Genomic DNA, 14,674 nt, shown 5'->3' on the forward strand with positions numbered 1-14,674 from the left:
GCTGCCGATCGTGGTGCTGCCGCCGCGCGGTCCGGCGCTCAAACCGTGGCTGACCACGGTGGTCGACGACGGCACTCGCGCCCTGCTCGGGTGGACGCTCGCCGTGACCCCGCACACCGGCACGGTGCTGACCGCCTTCCACATGGCGTTGGTCTACGACGTTGAGCGCGGCCCGTTCGGTGCCGTACCCACCCTCGTGCGCGTCGACCGCGGGCTGGAGTTCGCCGCGGGCGCCGTCTACGACGTGCTCGCCGCTGTGTGTCGACCGGCACCGGCTGCCCTCCCGCAAGGCTTACCGCAAGGGCAAGGGGGAGCGGATCCACCGCAGCATCGATCAGACCCTGCTGCGCGGGCTGCCCGGCTTCACCGGCGGCCCCCGAGACGACGCGGGCAAGTTGTACGGGCCGATCGACGACCGCTTCGCCGCCCGCGCCAGCGCTCAGGACGACAGCGACCCACACAACAGGTCAAGCCGATACGGATCGAACACTTCGCCGCCAGGTTCGCGATCTGGGCGCGCTGGTACAACACCGAACGTCCCCACCGAATGCTGAGCGGCCGCACCCCGCTGCAGGCCTGGGAGGCCGACCTCGGCGGGCTGGTCGAGCAGGGTGTAGCGGCCGGCGAGCATGACCAGGTCGACGTCGGTTTCGCGGACGGCACGGGCGAGCGGCTGCCACCAGTTCATACCGACGCCGACACCCTTGACGACTCCCTGCCCACGCAGCTCCAGCAGGGCGGGCACAGCCTCCTCGACTGCCTGTTGCCAGTGGTGGGGGGTCATGTACGCGTGCGATGTCGATCGAGGAGAGGCCGAGGCGGTCAAGGCTGTCCCCCAGCGAGCGGCGCACCCCGTCGGCGGAGAAGTCCCACACCCGCCGGTGGTCCGCGGGCACGTCGAAACCCTGGTCGTCACGGCCGCCGCCCTCTGCGGGGACCAGCAACCTGCCCACCTTGGTGGAGAGCGTGAACGACTCGCGGGGTCTCCTCGCCAGGAAGGCGCCGAGCCGTCGTTCCGACAGCCCGAGGCCGTAGTGCGGCGCGGTATCGAACAGCCGGATGCCCGCGTGTGGCGGGCTACAGGAGTCGGTGCCTTGTGCTGAAAGACTGGGGCACCGAGGAAGAGGTTATGTCCCGGTGTGAGCTACAGATCTTGTAAGGCGGGTTGCGCCACACCCACGTAAGGCATCCCATCATCCTGGCCACCAGCGCCAGCAACCCCAATTAGGCCCTGAGCTGGGAAATCAGCTTCCCGCTTCCAGCAGGTCTGTATCGAACCGGGGATGCGCACGAGGCAGTCACGCCGGTGACCTTGCCCGGCTGAGCGTGGCCCGGTCGTACCCCTGGAGCTGACCCACCTTTCGGCACCGGGAGAGCGCGCCGAAAGCCCGTAAGACGGGCCCGAGTCTCACTCCAGGGGCAGAGGGCGACGTGGCACGGGCGCAGTATGGATGAGAGATGTGGTCGTGTGCCCGTACGGGGTGAACAGGTCGAGGATCGGTTCGAGCTCGTCGACCGCCCGCAGGTGCATCGTGAAGTAGAAGCAGTCGTCGCCGGTCATTCTGTAGCATTCGACTATCTGGGGAACTTCCTGGGCGATCTTGGAGATGCGTTGGAGTTCCCGGATCGCCGGGCGGATTCGAACCATCACTGTGACCGGAAAGCCCAGGGCCCGCGGGTCGACCTCAGCGCGATAGCCGGTGATCACTCCGGTCTCCTCCAGCCGCTGCACCCTGTCCGCCACCGCGGGGGCCGACAAGGCGACCCGGCGGCCCAGCTCAGCGAAGCTCACTCTGGCGTCGACCTGCAACTCGGCGAGGATACGAAGGTCGAGGGCGTCGATTCCCTTTGGTTCGTATGTCCGCTCGGGTCTGATCTTTCGATTCGCCATTCTCCTAAATTACGGCCTGGCCAACGATGGGGTCATGCCGACAACCGGCCCTCGCGCCGTCCTCTCCGCGGTGCCTCCGTGGACCTACTTCATCGGGAGCGCCGTCTTCCACTACCTCGGCCCGGCTTTCGCCGTGCTCCTGTTCACCAGGCTCGCCCCGCTCGGGGTCGCGGCGCTGAGGATCTGGAGCGCCGCACTTGTTTTCGCGCTCTGGCGTCGCCCCTGGCGGACTCTCGTCCGGCTCGATGCCGAGGGTCGTCGTACGATCATCGCCTGGGGCGCGGTGCTGGCGGCGATGAACGTGTGTTTCTACCTGGCGATCGCCCGCGTACCCCTGGGAACCGTCGCCGCGATCGAGTTTCTGCCGGTCATCGTGCTGGCCGCGCTCGGTGCCCGTACGGCACGTAACCTCATGGCACTCGTGGCAGCCGTCGGCGGTGTCTACGTGCTGACCGGCATCCGGCTGGCCGGGGAGCCGCTGGGGTTGGTGTTCGCCTTCGCCAACGCGGTGCTGTTCGCTGCCTACATCGTGCTGGCCCACCGTACGGCTCGGCGTCTGGGCGGCGTCAGCGGCATCGACGGTCTGGCCGCCGCCATGCTCGTCGCCTGCGTGTTCGTCGCGCCGGTGGCGGTTGGGCAGGCCGCTCCTGCGGTGATCGACCCGATCACGCTCGCCGCCGGGATCGGGGTGGGGATCTGTTCGTCGGTGATCCCGTACGTGTGCGACCAACTCGCTATGGCACGCATGGCTCGCTCCACGTACGCGCTGCTGGTGGCGTTGCTTCCGGCCACGGCAACGATGATCGGCATCGTGGTGCTCAGGCAACTCCCCTCACTCGCCGAGCTCGCCGGAGTCGGGCTCGTGGTGCTCTCAGTCGCGCTCCATCGGGAACTTCGGCCTCCTCCAACTGCGGTGAAGACCACGCTCTCACAAGAAGGTAAGACGAAATGCGATACATGAAGCTGGGCTCATCGGGACTGCAGGTCTCCCGGATCTGCCTGGGCATGATGACGTACGGCGATCCAGGTTCCTGGGAGTGGCTGCTGCGCGAGGACGCGGCCATGCCTATCGTACGGCGCGCGGTCGAGGCCGGTGTGACATTCTTCGACACCGCCGACATGTACTCCAACGGCGCGAGCGAGGAGATCACCGGGCGGCTGCTCAGCAAGCTCTTCGCGCGCCGCGACGACTACGTTCTCGCCACGAAGGTCTACTTCCCGACGGGGCCGGGTCCGAACGACCGAGGACTGTCCCGCAAACACGTGCTGGCCGCCATCGACGCCTCGCTCACCAGGCTTGGAACCGACTACGTCGATCTGTACCAAATCCACCGCTGGGACTATGAGACGCCGATCGAGGAGACCCTGGAGGCCCTACACGACGTGGTGCGGGCCGGCAAGGCACGCTACATCGGGGCCTCCAGCATGTACGCCTGGCAGTTCGCCAAAGCGCAGCACACTGCTCAGACGGCAGGCTGGACCAGGTTCGTGTCGATGCAGAACCACTACAACCTTGTGTACCGGGAGGAGGAGCGAGAGATGATCCCGCTCTGCCTGGATCAGGGGGTGGGGGTCATCCCGTGGAGCCCGCTAGCGCGCGGACTGCTCACCGGGAGCCGCCGACGCGACGGTCGGCGGCGTACGGTCCGGTCCGGCAGCGACCGCCTGGCCGACAGCATGTACGAGGACGCAGATTTCGACGTCGTCGACGAGGTGCGTGCGGTCGCTGGCGAACGGGGCCTGCCTCCGGCGCAGTTCGCGCTCGCGTGGCTACTCGGAAGGCCTGGTGTAAGCGCCCCGATCGTCGGGGCAAGCAAGGTGGGTCATCTGGACGACGCGATCGCGGCGGTGGATGTGTCCCTGAGCGAAGAGGAGACGGCCCGACTGGAGGCCCCCTACCGGCCACACCAGATCATCGGCCACTCTTGAACGGGGCGATGGTGTGACTCAGTCTCCGACGGATAGTTGTTCGGCACAGCAGACTCCTTCTTCCGGGAACCAGGGTTCCCCAGAGATCAGACGTCCACCAAACCGGGTCAACTCCAGAAGTTCTTGCCCGGATCGGCCTGCGTCTGTCAGCGGACAAGACTCGCGTGGTCCACATCGACGACGGGTTCGACTTTCTTGGCCAAACATCCGCCGCCAGCGGAAACGGGGCACGAACGAGCTCGTCGTCTACACGAGGCCGTCCAGGAAAGCCGTCCAGGCGATCAAGGATCGGATCTCGGAACGGACCTACAGGCACGCTTTTGAGGAGACTGAACCAGAAGCTGGCCGGGTGGGCGAACTACTTCCGCCACGGCGTGTCCAAGAAGACCTTCACTGCGATCGACCACCATGCGTGGCAGCGGATCGCTCGATGGCTCCTTCGCAAACACCGGATTCCTCGCAGTCACTTGCGGAGATTCTGCGACCAGGGCTGGAGATTCGCTGAAGGATCGGTAGCCTTCCGCGGCGCATCCGGTGTCGCTATCGTCCGCTACCGATATCGCGGAGCGGCCATTCCCAATCCGTGGACGTGGACCATCGAACCGGCAGCTTCAAGCTGATCACCGGGCAAGACACGTAGAGAGCCGGATGCGGTGAGAATCGCACGTCCGGTTCGGGACGGCGGCTCGAGGAAACGGACCGTGGCAACACCGACACCGCGCCTCGGGCCGACCGCACGTGGACAATCAGGATGTGGGCCTATTGAGCGACACTAGGGTGAAGCTCTTCGCTGACGTAGCGGGCGAAATCCTTATTGCCTGGTAAACCCCGCGGCTGTCTCATGTCTGTATCCGATTGTGGTGGTGCAGGTGACGCGGGACGTCGAAGAGGGTTTCGCCTGGTTCTTCCGGGCGCAGTTTCCGCGTGTTGTGAGCACGGTCTACCTGATCTTGCGTGATCACGGCCATGCGGAGGAGATCGCGCAGGACGCGTTCATCCAGCTCTTCGAACGCTGGACGAAGATCTCCCGGTACGAGCAGCCCGAAGCGTGGGTGCGCAGGGTCGCCATCCGCATGGCCGTGCGGCACGCCCGTCGCGAACGCCTACGCAACCTGCTGGAACGGCGCGGCGACGGCTGGGCCACGCCTGACGACGTGCCGGTGGACGTCCACGCCGCGGTGCTGCGACTGCCGCCGGCCCAGCGCGCCGCGGTGGTGCTCTTCTACTTCGAGGACCGGCCGATTTCGGAGATCGCCGACTTCCTGGGCTGCACCCGGTCGACGGCCAAGGTCCACCTGCACAAGGCCAGGCAGCGGCTGGCGGCCTTCCTGAAGGAGGAGGTCGACGATGTCCTTTGAGCGGCGCCTCCGTGACGGGCTGGCCGCGGCCGCGGCCCGGGTGGAGCCCGACACCGAGCGGGCGCTGGTCCGGGTATGGCTTCATCGTCGGCGCCGCCGCCTTTTCCGTCCGCTGTTCGGGGCGGTGGCGGTGGCGGTGGCGGTGGCCATGATCGTCCTCCTGGTGCCCGTCTTCCTGGCCATCTCGGCCGAGCGCCGGGACGAGGCCGTCACGCGGGAGCTCGCGGCGACGTACACGGCCGAATTGCCGGACACGCCCGGGCTGAACCTGGCCGGAAGGTGGTTCCTCACCGTCCGGGCCGACGGGTCCGCCAATGTGGGCGGGCCGCCGGGGCTCACGATCAGGGGGCCCGGTCCCGCGGGCACGTACGTCCGGCTCGACGACGAGCGGCTGCGTACCAACCTCTTCTACAACGACCTGTGCACGGGAGAGGGGCTGTACGGCTGGCGGCGTGACGGTGACGTGCTGATCTTCACGGTCGTGGAGGACACCTGTGCGGCGCGGCGGATGTTGTTGACTACGAGCACGTGGAACCGGTAAACCTTCCCGCCGCATCGGGTCTGTCTACGGGTATGAGGAAGCATCACTGGTCGGCAGCACTGCTCGTCGGGCTGGCTTTGACCGCGTGCGCGGATACGGCGGCCAAGGAGCGCGCCTTATCGCCTGGCTCCTCGGCGGCCGTCGAGGCGAGATTGCCTGAGGGCACCTATCGGACGTCCCCTGTCGGGCGGGACCGGATCGAGGCGGTGTTGGAGGAAGGCGGCTTCGACGCCAAAGAGATCGCGGGCGTCACGGGGCGGATGTCGTCGCAGGATCGGGTCGTCTTCACGGTGAAGGCGCAGAGCGGCCGCTGGACACAGTTCCAGTCCTTCAACGGCGGGCCAGACGAACTGGGCTGGAGTGGCACCTACCGGGTGATCGACGTTGGGACCGTGGCGGCCACGGACGCCTGCGGGACGGTCACCTACACCTACCGGCTCTCCGGTACCCAGCTGCGGCTGAAGATGACAGAGGACACCTGCGAGGGTATGGCCGGCGACAGCAGGACGGGCGAGCTGATGGCGCAGACCATTTTCTTCCACAGTGCTCCCTTCGAGAAGGTGTCCTGATGCGCGCCATCATCGCGGTCCTGCTGCTTCTGACGGCGACCGCCTGCAGCCAGGCACCCGCCAAGCAGCCCACGCCACGGCTGGGCTATCAGGGCATCGCCTGTCCCGCGGACGTCCTGGCGGAGATCGTCGGCGTCGAGCCCTCGTGCGGCTACCTGACGGTGCCGGAGTCACGGGCCACGCGCGACGGGGCGACGGTTCGGCTGTTCGTCATCCGCTTCGGACCACCCGGGACGGCGTCGCCCGATCCCATGGTGGTGGTGGGCGAGACGCTGGGGCAGCGCAAGAACTACGGAGAACTGGCGCCCTTCGCGCCGCGGACCCACCGTTCTGTGATCTTCCTCGACCAGCGGGGCATCGGCTTGTCGGAGCCCAGCCTGGCCTGCCCGGAAGTCCGGGCGATCGCTCCTGAACTGGCCGGGCTGCGGATGGCGGAGGCGAAGGGGCCGCTGCTGGAGGGTGTGCGGGCCTGCCGTACCCGGTTGGAGCGACGGGGGATCGACCTGACCGCCTACAGTCTGCGGGAAAGCGCGGCGGACGTGGCTGATCTGCTCGAGGCACTCGGCCTGGAACAGGTCAACCTCACGAGCTTCGGCACCGCGTCACTCCTCGCCCTGGAGGTCATGCGCCGCTATCCCGAGCACATCCGCTCTGTCGTCCTGGACAGCCCCGCCCTCCCCAACCTGCGGGTCGACCCGGACAACCGCCTGCGCGAGGTGCTGGCGAGGGCCGGCCAACTGTGCGCCGACGCTCCCGGCTGCCGGGCGCTGACCAAGGACCTGCCCCGCTCGTTCGACGACGCTCTCGCCCGGCTTCGCGACGAGCCGGTCACCGTCACCGCGCGGTCCGCCTCGGGCAGGGACGTCAAGGTCGTCGTGGACGACGTGGCGCTCACGAGACTGGTCACCTCCGCCTTGGGCTACGGAGGCAACCTCCAGACGGTCGCGGAACTCGTGACCGGACCTCCCGACTGGGCGAGCGCCGCCGCGGGCCTGGCCAGCGACGAGGGCATGTGCGTGGGGTTCATGCCCGAGTGCGCCGGCGGGCTGACGCACGGCCTGTACTACTCGCTGACCTGCCCGCATGCTGCCGGACCGCACGCGGAGGCGTGCACCGTCTGGCCCGCCGGCGAGGCGCCGTCCGGCGAGCCGGTCGCCTCCGACATCCCCACGCTGATCACCATCGGTGGTCTGAACACCTTCAGCGGCTCGGCGCAGGATGTGGCGGCGGCGGCGAGCTCGCTCACCCGCGCCCGCCTTCTGGAGATCCCGTTCGGCAACTACGGCGCCTACCGCGAAGACTGCCCCCGCCCTATCCGCAACGCCTGGATCGACGATCCTGCCGCCCCGCTCCGGAACACCGGCTGCGTGAAGGAGGTCGGACCACGTGTGCGCTGACGTGCCGTTCGCGGGCCGTACGGCAGAGCGCCAGGCGATCCGGGCCGCGCTGCACGAAGGCACGGGGATCTTGGTCGTCGGCGAGGCTGGGATGGGCAGAAGCAGGCTGCTGGCCGAGGCGGTCCCGTGGCGCGAATCCGTGGTGCGGGTGGTGGGCACGGCCCCCGAGACGTCGTTCGGCGCGTTCGCGCACCTGCTGCCCGGTACGCCCGACCCGGTCAACGCGGTCAACCCGGTCGGCTGGGCGGCGGAGCGCCTCGCTGGGGAGGTCCTCGTGGTAGGGGACGCGCACCTGCTCGACGCGTCCTCGGCGGCGCTGGCCGCTCACCTGGTCAGGCACCTGGGCGTACGGCTGGCGGCGAGCGCGCTGGCGGGCGCGCCGATCCCGGGCCCGCTGCTGGCGCTGTGGAAGGACGGCATCCTGCGCCGCCTCGACCTTGGACCGCTGTCCGTCCACGAGACGGCGCAGCTGCTGGCCGGGATGCTCGGCGGGCAGGTGGAGCGGCTGACGGTCCGGCGGCTCTGGCACGCCGCCCAGGGCAACCCGCGGTTCCTCGTCGAACTCGTACGCTCCGGGCGGCTCTCGCATAGCGGCGGCCTGTGGCGGTGGCAGGGGGAGATCGAGCTGACCGACCGGCTCCGGCAGCTGATCGAGGAGGCGATCGGAGAGGTGGACGAGGCCGAGCGCGAGGTGCTGGAGTTCGTCGCCTTCGGCCTGCCGCTGGACCTCGACGCGCTGCTCAAGCTGGTGTCCGCCGAGGCCGCCGAGCGGCTGGAGCGGCGCGGCCTGATCATGGTGGAACGTTCCGCGGCCCGAGTGCGGCTGCGTCACCCCCTGTACGCGCACGTGATCCGCACCTGGCCGGGACCCGTCCGGACCCGTCACCGGCTGGCGAAGGTCATCCGGTTGCGGAGCAGCGACGACCAGGAGGACCTTCAGCTGAGCGCCCGCGAACGCGAGGTCGCCCGCCTGGCCTCGTGGGACCTGACCAACAGGGAGATCGCCGAATTGCTCACGGTGTCCCAGCGCACGGTGGGCAACCACCTGTGCCGGATCTACGCCAAGCTCGGCGTCAACGACCGCCGCGGCCTGGCTCGCCTGCTGGCCTGAGCGGTGCCTAAGACGAGGAGCAGCCCTTTCCCTGCGCCGGGATCCAGGCCGGAGCACCATGATCTCGACGTCCGACCTCGCCCCAGCAACACCAGCCAACCGAACACCCGAATCAAGGTCAGATACAGCAGACGAACCGACACAATCCGCGATCTTGCCCGCACGGTGTTTGGAGGTCAAAACCGCAGATCAAGCACCACGCGATAAGTTACGAAGCGGTACAGGGTTCCCGGCCTGGATAGTCCGGTAGGTATGGAACCCACGGCCGCTCTTGCGTCCCGTACGCCCCTCCGCCACCAGCTCGGCGAGCAGTTCGCACGGCTCGAAGCCCTTGTCGCCCGTGCATTCGAGAAGGACGTGCAGCGAGTCCACCACGGTGTCCAGCCCGATGAGGTCCGCCGTGCGCAGTGGCCCCATCGCGTGTCCGAAGCACTCCTGGAAGATCCGGTCGACCGCCGCCGCGTCAGCCGTACCCTCCTGCACCACCCGGGCCGCGTCGTTGACTGTGGCCATCAGCACCCGGTTCGACACGAACCCCGGCGCGTCGCCGACGACGATCGCCTCCTTGCCCATCGTGCCGAGCAGCTCGGTCGTACGGCGCAGCGTCTCCGCCCCGGTGAGCGGCGACCTGATCACCTCGACCGCGTCCTTCAGCGGCGCCGGATTCATGAAGTGCGTGCCGATGACCCGGTCAGGCCTGTTCGTGTACGAGGCCAGCAACGTGATCGGCACGGCGGACGTGCAGGACGCGAAGACGGTCTCCGGCGGGCAGACCTCGTCGAGGCGCCGCAGGACGGCCTCCTTGACGGGGATCCGCTCGCGGACGCATTCCACGACGAATCCGGCTTCGTGCAGCTCAGCAGGGTCGCGCACCCAGCGCACCCGTTCTGCCGCGCCCTCGGGCTCGAGTGGTGTGCGCCCGAGCAGGCGGCTCATCCGAATGCCGTCGCGCAGCCGTACGGGCCCTGCTGCCAGTGCGGCGGGGTCGCTGTCGACGACCACCACCTGGTGTCCCGCTTCGGCCGCGCACTGGGCCACGCCCACGCCCATGGTCCCGGCGCCGACGATGCCAACCCCGGTCACTAGGGCACCATCCTTACTGCGGGGCCCGCATAGGGTCTTGTGGAAGGGACTCGGCGGGAGCCGGGGTGACGGCCTGGTTCGGTCGCCTGTGAAGGGCCTCGATGACACCGCCGCCCCCGATTTCCCCGGGGCTGTGAACTGGCAACAGAGGGACGCGCCGTAGAGCGCCGGTTAGTGACCACCCAGCTGTCAGCCTCCTCGCCGAGTCGTCGCTGCCGCCGTGAGGAGTTGTCGTGTCGCTTGCGCTGCCCCGGGCGCTGATGTTCGTCGGAGTCGACTGGGCCGTCGATGAGCACGCGGTCTGTGTGATGGACCCGTCCGGGGAGGTGGTGACCGGGTTCGTGATCGGGCATGCGGCGGACGCGATCGCCCGCCTGGTGCGCCGTCCGGCCAAGTTCGGCCCGGCCGGGCAGCTTCCGATCCCGATCGGGCGCCCGAACGGCCGCCTGGTCGATCTGCTGTTGGAGGCCGGGCATCCCGTGGTCCCGGTCAAGCCGAACGCGATCAAGGTGTGGCGCGAGAGTGAGGGGCCCTCGGGCGCCAAGAACGATCTCAGGAATGCCGAGGTGGTCGCGGATTATCTGCGGGCTCGTCAGCGTCGGTTGCGCGTGGCCGCGCCGTACTCCGACCACACCAAGGCCGTGCGCACCGTGGTGCGCACCCGCGGTGATCTGGTCGAGGCCCGGGTGGCGGCCACCAACCAGGTGTCGGCGCTGCTTGCCGCCTACTGGCCCGGCGCCCTGGCGCTGTTCGCCGACGTCGAATCGCGGATCAGCCTGGAGTTCTTGACCCGCTATCCCACCCCGACCTCGGCGGCGCGGCCGGCGATCAAGGATCTCGATCGGTCGACCGCCGCCCACCTCGGGGAGCATCCGGACGGTGAGGTCTTCACGTCGCTGCCAAGGTCGGGTCAGATCAACGCCGCCCAGATGCTCACCGAGGAGGGCGACTGCCGTCCAGCTGACGAGAGCGCCGATTCGGTTGCCGCGCTGGCCGGGTGCACCCCGGTCACCAAAGAGTCCGGCAAGCACCGCGCGGTGCACTTCCGCTGGGCCTGCAACAAACGCTTCCGGCAGGCGATGACCACTTTCGCCGACAACAGCCGGCACGCCAGCCCTTGGGCCAAGAAGATCTACGAGCAGGCCCGCGCCTCGGGCAAGGACCACCCGCACGCCATTCGCGTCCTGGCCCACGCATGGATCCGCGTGATCTACCGCTGCTGGCTCGACGGCAGGCCGTACGACCCCGAACAACACAGGTCCGCAGCAGCCCTCACCAAGCAACTGACCGGCCAAAATGCGGCGTGAGGTTGACGTAGGGGGTGTCATCGGCACACCACCCGTACCGGACCGGTCGTCGCCGGTGGGGGGCTCGCGCTGCCGTACCCGAGGAGCAGGGTGTCCCCGGTTCGGCTCAGTACCTCGAATCCGCTGAACCTCAGGTTTACCAGCATGACGCGGTTGACCTCCGTCGGGACGAACTCCGCGGTGGGGCGGCGGCCCGTGGCCAGCGCGTCCCGCACCAGATGGCCGATCAGCGCCGGTCCCACCCCGCGTGACATCACCCGGCAGGACAGCAGCAGGAGCTGGAGGCAGCTCGTGTCCTCGCGGTGCTCAGTGAGGGCCAGACCCACGGTGCCGTACGCGCCGAAGCGGTCGGTCAGGTCGGCGACGAGCACCTGATGGGAGGGCGAGTCACAGAGTGCGCGCAGCTCCGCCAAGTCGTAGGTGCGGCCGGTGGTGTTGAGCTGGTGGGTGCGAACGGTCAGCTCGCTGGCCCGGACGAGGTCGTGCTCGGCTGCTCTGCGTACGGCCAGCTCCAGGCCGAGCGTGGCGAGGAACTCCGCCGGGGGGCCGGTGTAGCTCTCCTTCGCCCGCCTGCGCTCGGCCTCCCGCCGGTAGAGCAGGCGGCGCTGCCTGGACTCCTCGGTCACCGGTCCCGTACGGAACTCCGGGAGTCCGGCGAGGGAGCCCGCGGCTTCCGCCGGATACGTACGTACGGCGGGCAGGGCGGCACTCACCTCCGCGCGTTCCAGCGGGTCGTTGTCGATGAAGGCCACGCTGTCGACGCCGATGCCGAGGGTGTCGGCGATCCGGCGCAGGGCTTCCGACTTGGGACCCCAGCCGATCTCCTCCAGGGTGAACAGGCCGTCCAGCCCTTGTTCGATCAGGTGGTCCAGGGCTCTCGCACGGTCGCCGCGGCTGGCCACGGCGTGCAGGACGCCGCGTTCGTCCAGGGTTCGCAGCGCGGACACGGCCTCGTGGAACGGGACGGGCCGGTCGCCCTCCAGCACCGTGCCGTCCCACAGGGTGTCGTCCAGGTCCCACACCAGGCACTTCACCTCTGCGGTCATGGGGCGGTCTCCTTCTCGAAATCGCGGGGCTGAGGTCTTGGGGCCGTCTTCGCGAGATCGCGGGCGGGGGCGCCGGGCTGAAAGCTGTGCCGTCGCAGCAACCGGTCGGCGATGTGCAGCTCCGCGACGTGGGCGGAGCCCTCGATGATCTCCATGACCTGCGCATCACGGGAGAAGCGTCCGACGGCGCTGTCCGGATCGCAGCCGGCCGCGCCGAGCAGCCGCACCGCGGCCCGGCTGACCGAGCCCGCCGCCCGGGCCGCCGCGTACTTGGCCATGATCGTGGCGGCCACGGCCTCGGGGGCGCGCTGGGTACGCAGCCGGGTGGCCCGCGCGCACAGTTCGCGGGCGGCGGCGCTCTCCACCGCGGCGCGCGCGAGTTCCGCCCTGACCAGTTGGTGCTCGGCGAGCGCGATCCCGGCCTGGGTGCGGCGGACGGCGTGTGCGGCCGCCGCGTCCAGGCAGGACTCGGCCATGCCGACGCATCCCCAGGCGACGGTGAACCGCCCGTGATCCAGGGCGGTGGCCACGACGTGCGACAAGCCCAGGCCCACGGGCGCCACGAGATTGTCGCGAGGCACCCGGACATCGTCGAAGCTCAGGTGCGCGATCTCGGCGGCCCGCATGCCCAGTTGGCCCTCGACGGGCTCGCGCCGGACTCCCGGCAGCCGCCCGTCGACGAGGACCGTCGTGGGACCGCCCGCGGAGGCGCCGAGGACCAGGAAGACGTCCGCCGTGCGGCCGAAGGTGACCCATCTCTTGGTGCCGGTCACGTGGATCCAGTCGCCGTCCTCGCGGATCTGGGTGCGTACGGCGGCCAGGTCGGTGCCCGCGCCGGGTTCGGTGGCGGCGAATCCGGCGATCGTGCGTCCGGTGGCCAGGCCGGGCAGCCAGCGGGTGCGCTGCGCGTCGGTCCCCCAGCGGGACAGGGCAGCCGCGACCATCGCCTGGACGGTGACCAGGCCGCGCAGCGCGCTGCAGGCTCCGCCGATCTGTGCGCAGAGTTCGCCCAGGTCGGCCTGGTCGCCGCCAAGCCCGCCGTACCGGGCCGGGATGTCGGCGCCCAGCAGTCCCGTCCTGCCCAGAGCTTGGCGTACGTCCCTGGGCAGCCGTCCGTGCCGGTCCCAGTCGCCGGCGTGCGCGGCCGCGAAGCGCGCGAAGCCGGCGGCCTCGGCGCCGATCACGAGGCTGTCTTCTTCCTGACGAAGGCGGCGACATCGGACACCGTACGGAAGTGGTCCAGACTCAGGTCGTCCACACCGATCTCGAAGCCGAACCTGTGCTCCAGGAACGTGACCAGTTCCAGGGCGAAGAGGGAATCCGCGATTCCCTTGGCGAAATAGTCCTCGTCGGGGGTGATTGCCTGGCCCAGGGCGGATTCGAGGAATCCTTGGATCTCTACGTCAATGGCCTGCTTCACGCTCTTCCTGCCCTTAGAGAAGGTGTGTGGTTGCGCCGGTGTGGCCGATTTCGACGAGCAGGATGCTCCACGCGGCGACTGGACTCGTACTGACCACCACGACGCGGTCTCCGTCGACCACGTGCTTGTCCTCCCACGCCGTGTAGAGGTTCAACAGCGAGTCGTTCGAGCCCAGATGTCCGTAGCGCCGCAGGTTCTCCGCGCAGGAGGGCAGGAGCTCCACTCCCAGCGTCTCCCGGACGAACGCGTGACCGCCCGCGGAGAGGTTCTGCACGGCCAGCCCCGCCAGGTCCGTGGGGCGCATCCCGCTGCGTTCCAGGAGGCGTGCGAGCAGGTCGCGCAGCCTGTTGCGGGACTCCACCGCGAGGCGGAAGGAGTAGTCGGCGGTGTTCCGGCACTCCTCGCGCCAGTCGGCCACCGACCTGTCGCGGAAGTCGACGCGGAAGAGGTCCCAGTACGAACCGTTCGTCTCCTGGAGCAGGTCGAGCACCCGGACGGGGCCCGTGCGGGCGAGCAGGAGTGCCTGGCCGCTGTCGCCGTTCAGGGTGACCGGGTGGCGGTAGCGGCCCGGGGTCGCCGGTTTGCTGCCGTGGGCCACCAGTACGTGGTGCAGCTCGGGGTCGGCGGCGAGCAGTCCGCGCGCTGCCAGGAGCGCGGGGGTCAGGGATGCGCAGCCCAGGCCGCCCACCGAGAAGGTGAGGGCCTGGTGCAGGCCTAGCGTCTCCTGGAGCCGGGTCGCCGCCGAGATCAGCAGGTCCTGCGGGGCGCGCGGCTCCACCAGGATCAGAGCGTCGATGTCCTCGGGGCGCAGTCCTGTGTCCGTCAGGACCTGCCGGGTTGCGGTGGCCGCCAGGTCATGGTCGTCGAGGGTGTCGTCCGTCAGGACCTGTTCGATGCCCAGGCCGGTCAGGGTCTCCCGCTCCTGCGGGGTGAGGGCCGGGAGTTCGGGGAGTGCGGTGAGGGGCGTGGACCGGTCGGGCAGGTGCCAGGCCGCGGCCCGGACAGCCAGGGGCGCGACCACG

The 14,674-nt window shown here is 69.2% G+C and carries 16 protein-coding genes; 9 read left to right on the forward strand and 7 right to left on the reverse strand.

The window, feature by feature from the left end:
• Positions 1-467 precede the first annotated feature (467 nt).
• The gene (locus AC3EO4_RS38490; protein WP_431900447.1) at positions 468-1,061 is read right to left on the reverse strand and encodes an aldo/keto reductase; all 594 of its coding nucleotides are present in this window, start codon (positions 1,059-1,061) and stop codon (positions 468-470) included.
• Between the two features lie 347 nt (positions 1,062-1,408).
• Positions 1,409-1,891, reverse strand: coding sequence for an Lrp/AsnC family transcriptional regulator (locus AC3EO4_RS38495; RefSeq protein WP_350808738.1), 483 nt, complete (start codon positions 1,889-1,891; stop codon positions 1,409-1,411).
• Between the two features lie 34 nt (positions 1,892-1,925).
• Here AC3EO4_RS38495 and AC3EO4_RS38500 point away from each other — a divergent pair, with 34 nt between their 5' ends.
• The 8 genes from AC3EO4_RS38500 (at position 1,926) to AC3EO4_RS38535 (ending at position 8,796) form a co-directional block, all read left to right on the forward strand.
• The gene (locus AC3EO4_RS38500; protein WP_431900371.1) at positions 1,926-2,852 is read left to right on the forward strand and encodes an EamA family transporter; all 927 of its coding nucleotides are present in this window, start codon (positions 1,926-1,928) and stop codon (positions 2,850-2,852) included.
• Complete coding sequence (locus tag AC3EO4_RS38505; protein WP_431900373.1) at positions 2,840-3,820, forward strand: aldo/keto reductase; 981 nt, start codon at positions 2,840-2,842, stop codon at positions 3,818-3,820. The genes AC3EO4_RS38500 and AC3EO4_RS38505 overlap by 13 nt, the downstream gene beginning before the upstream one ends.
• A 164-nt stretch (positions 3,821-3,984) precedes the next feature.
• Entirely contained in the window at positions 3,985-4,440 is a 456-nt protein-coding gene (locus AC3EO4_RS38510) for a group II intron maturase-specific domain-containing protein (protein ID WP_431900375.1), read from the forward strand.
• Positions 4,441-4,689: 249 nt separating this feature from the next.
• Positions 4,690-5,178 carry an RNA polymerase sigma factor gene (locus tag AC3EO4_RS38515; protein WP_379575645.1) on the forward strand — a complete coding sequence of 163 codons (489 nt, stop codon included), beginning with the start codon at positions 4,690-4,692 and terminating at the stop codon, positions 5,176-5,178.
• Positions 5,168-5,719, forward strand: a complete 552-nt coding sequence (locus AC3EO4_RS38520; RefSeq protein WP_431900377.1) for a hypothetical protein — start codon at positions 5,168-5,170, stop codon at positions 5,717-5,719. The genes AC3EO4_RS38515 and AC3EO4_RS38520 overlap by 11 nt, the downstream gene beginning before the upstream one ends.
• 32 nt (positions 5,720-5,751) lie before the next feature.
• Positions 5,752-6,288 carry a hypothetical protein gene (locus AC3EO4_RS38525; RefSeq protein ID WP_431900378.1) on the forward strand — a complete coding sequence of 179 codons (537 nt, stop codon included), beginning with the start codon at positions 5,752-5,754 and terminating at the stop codon, positions 6,286-6,288.
• Positions 6,288-7,685 (forward strand): alpha/beta fold hydrolase, encoded by a 1,398-nt coding sequence (locus AC3EO4_RS38530; protein WP_431900380.1) that lies wholly within the window; start codon positions 6,288-6,290, stop codon positions 7,683-7,685. Before AC3EO4_RS38525 ends, AC3EO4_RS38530 begins: the two co-directional genes overlap by 1 nt.
• Positions 7,675-8,796 (forward strand): helix-turn-helix transcriptional regulator, encoded by a 1,122-nt coding sequence (locus AC3EO4_RS38535; RefSeq protein WP_379575649.1) that lies wholly within the window; start codon positions 7,675-7,677, stop codon positions 8,794-8,796. The genes AC3EO4_RS38530 and AC3EO4_RS38535 overlap by 11 nt, the downstream gene beginning before the upstream one ends.
• Positions 8,797-8,985: 189 nt before the next feature.
• Here the strand turns inward: AC3EO4_RS38535 and AC3EO4_RS38540 are convergent, their stop codons facing one another.
• Positions 8,986-9,879 (reverse strand): 3-hydroxyacyl-CoA dehydrogenase family protein, encoded by an 894-nt coding sequence (locus AC3EO4_RS38540; protein WP_431900382.1) that lies wholly within the window; start codon positions 9,877-9,879, stop codon positions 8,986-8,988.
• Between the two features lie 233 nt (positions 9,880-10,112).
• Here AC3EO4_RS38540 and AC3EO4_RS38545 point away from each other — a divergent pair, with 233 nt between their 5' ends.
• A complete protein-coding gene (locus tag AC3EO4_RS38545) occupies positions 10,113-11,186 on the forward strand; it encodes an IS110 family RNA-guided transposase (RefSeq protein ID WP_431900383.1) in 1,074 nt (357 codons plus the stop codon).
• Positions 11,187-11,203: 17 nt separating this feature from the next.
• Here the strand turns inward: AC3EO4_RS38545 and AC3EO4_RS38550 are convergent, their stop codons facing one another.
• The 4 genes from AC3EO4_RS38550 to AC3EO4_RS38565 are packed head-to-tail and all read right to left on the reverse strand — an operon-like array spanning position 11,204 to position 14,673.
• A complete protein-coding gene (locus AC3EO4_RS38550; RefSeq protein ID WP_431900385.1) occupies positions 11,204-12,232 on the reverse strand; it encodes an HAD-IIIC family phosphatase in 1,029 nt (342 codons plus the stop codon).
• Entirely contained in the window at positions 12,229-13,416 is a 1,188-nt protein-coding gene (locus AC3EO4_RS38555) for an acyl-CoA dehydrogenase family protein (protein WP_431900386.1), read from the reverse strand. Before AC3EO4_RS38555 ends, AC3EO4_RS38550 begins: the two co-directional genes overlap by 4 nt.
• Positions 13,413-13,652 (reverse strand): acyl carrier protein, encoded by a 240-nt coding sequence (locus tag AC3EO4_RS38560; protein WP_379575654.1) that lies wholly within the window; start codon positions 13,650-13,652, stop codon positions 13,413-13,415. The genes AC3EO4_RS38555 and AC3EO4_RS38560 overlap by 4 nt, the downstream gene beginning before the upstream one ends.
• Before the next feature lie 13 nt (positions 13,653-13,665).
• Complete coding sequence (locus AC3EO4_RS38565) at positions 13,666-14,673, reverse strand: 3-oxoacyl-[acyl-carrier-protein] synthase III C-terminal domain-containing protein (protein WP_431900387.1); 1,008 nt, start codon at positions 14,671-14,673, stop codon at positions 13,666-13,668.
• Position 14,674 lies beyond the last annotated feature (1 nt).

The sequence above is a fragment of the Nonomuraea sp. bgisy101 genome (genome assembly GCF_057708945.1).

What these genes read in the sequence shown, in the direction of transcription:
- AC3EO4_RS38495 (WP_350808738.1), bottom strand. Translation starts at nt 1,891, where the DNA reads ATGGCGAATCGAAAGATCAGACCCGAGCGGACATACGAACCAAAGGGA.
- AC3EO4_RS38505 (WP_431900373.1), top strand. Translation starts at nt 2,840, where the DNA reads ATGCGATACATGAAGCTGGGCTCATCGGGACTGCAGGTCTCCCGGATC.
- AC3EO4_RS38520 (WP_431900377.1), top strand. Translation starts at nt 5,168, where the DNA reads ATGTCCTTTGAGCGGCGCCTCCGTGACGGGCTGGCCGCGGCCGCGGCC.
- AC3EO4_RS38530 (WP_431900380.1), top strand. Translation starts at nt 6,288, where the DNA reads ATGCGCGCCATCATCGCGGTCCTGCTGCTTCTGACGGCGACCGCCTGC.
- AC3EO4_RS38550 (WP_431900385.1), bottom strand. Translation starts at nt 12,232, where the DNA reads ATGACCGCAGAGGTGAAGTGCCTGGTGTGGGACCTGGACGACACCCTG.
- AC3EO4_RS38525 (WP_431900378.1), top strand. Translation starts at nt 5,752, where the DNA reads ATGAGGAAGCATCACTGGTCGGCAGCACTGCTCGTCGGGCTGGCTTTG.
- AC3EO4_RS38500 (WP_431900371.1), top strand. Translation starts at nt 1,926, where the DNA reads ATGCCGACAACCGGCCCTCGCGCCGTCCTCTCCGCGGTGCCTCCGTGG.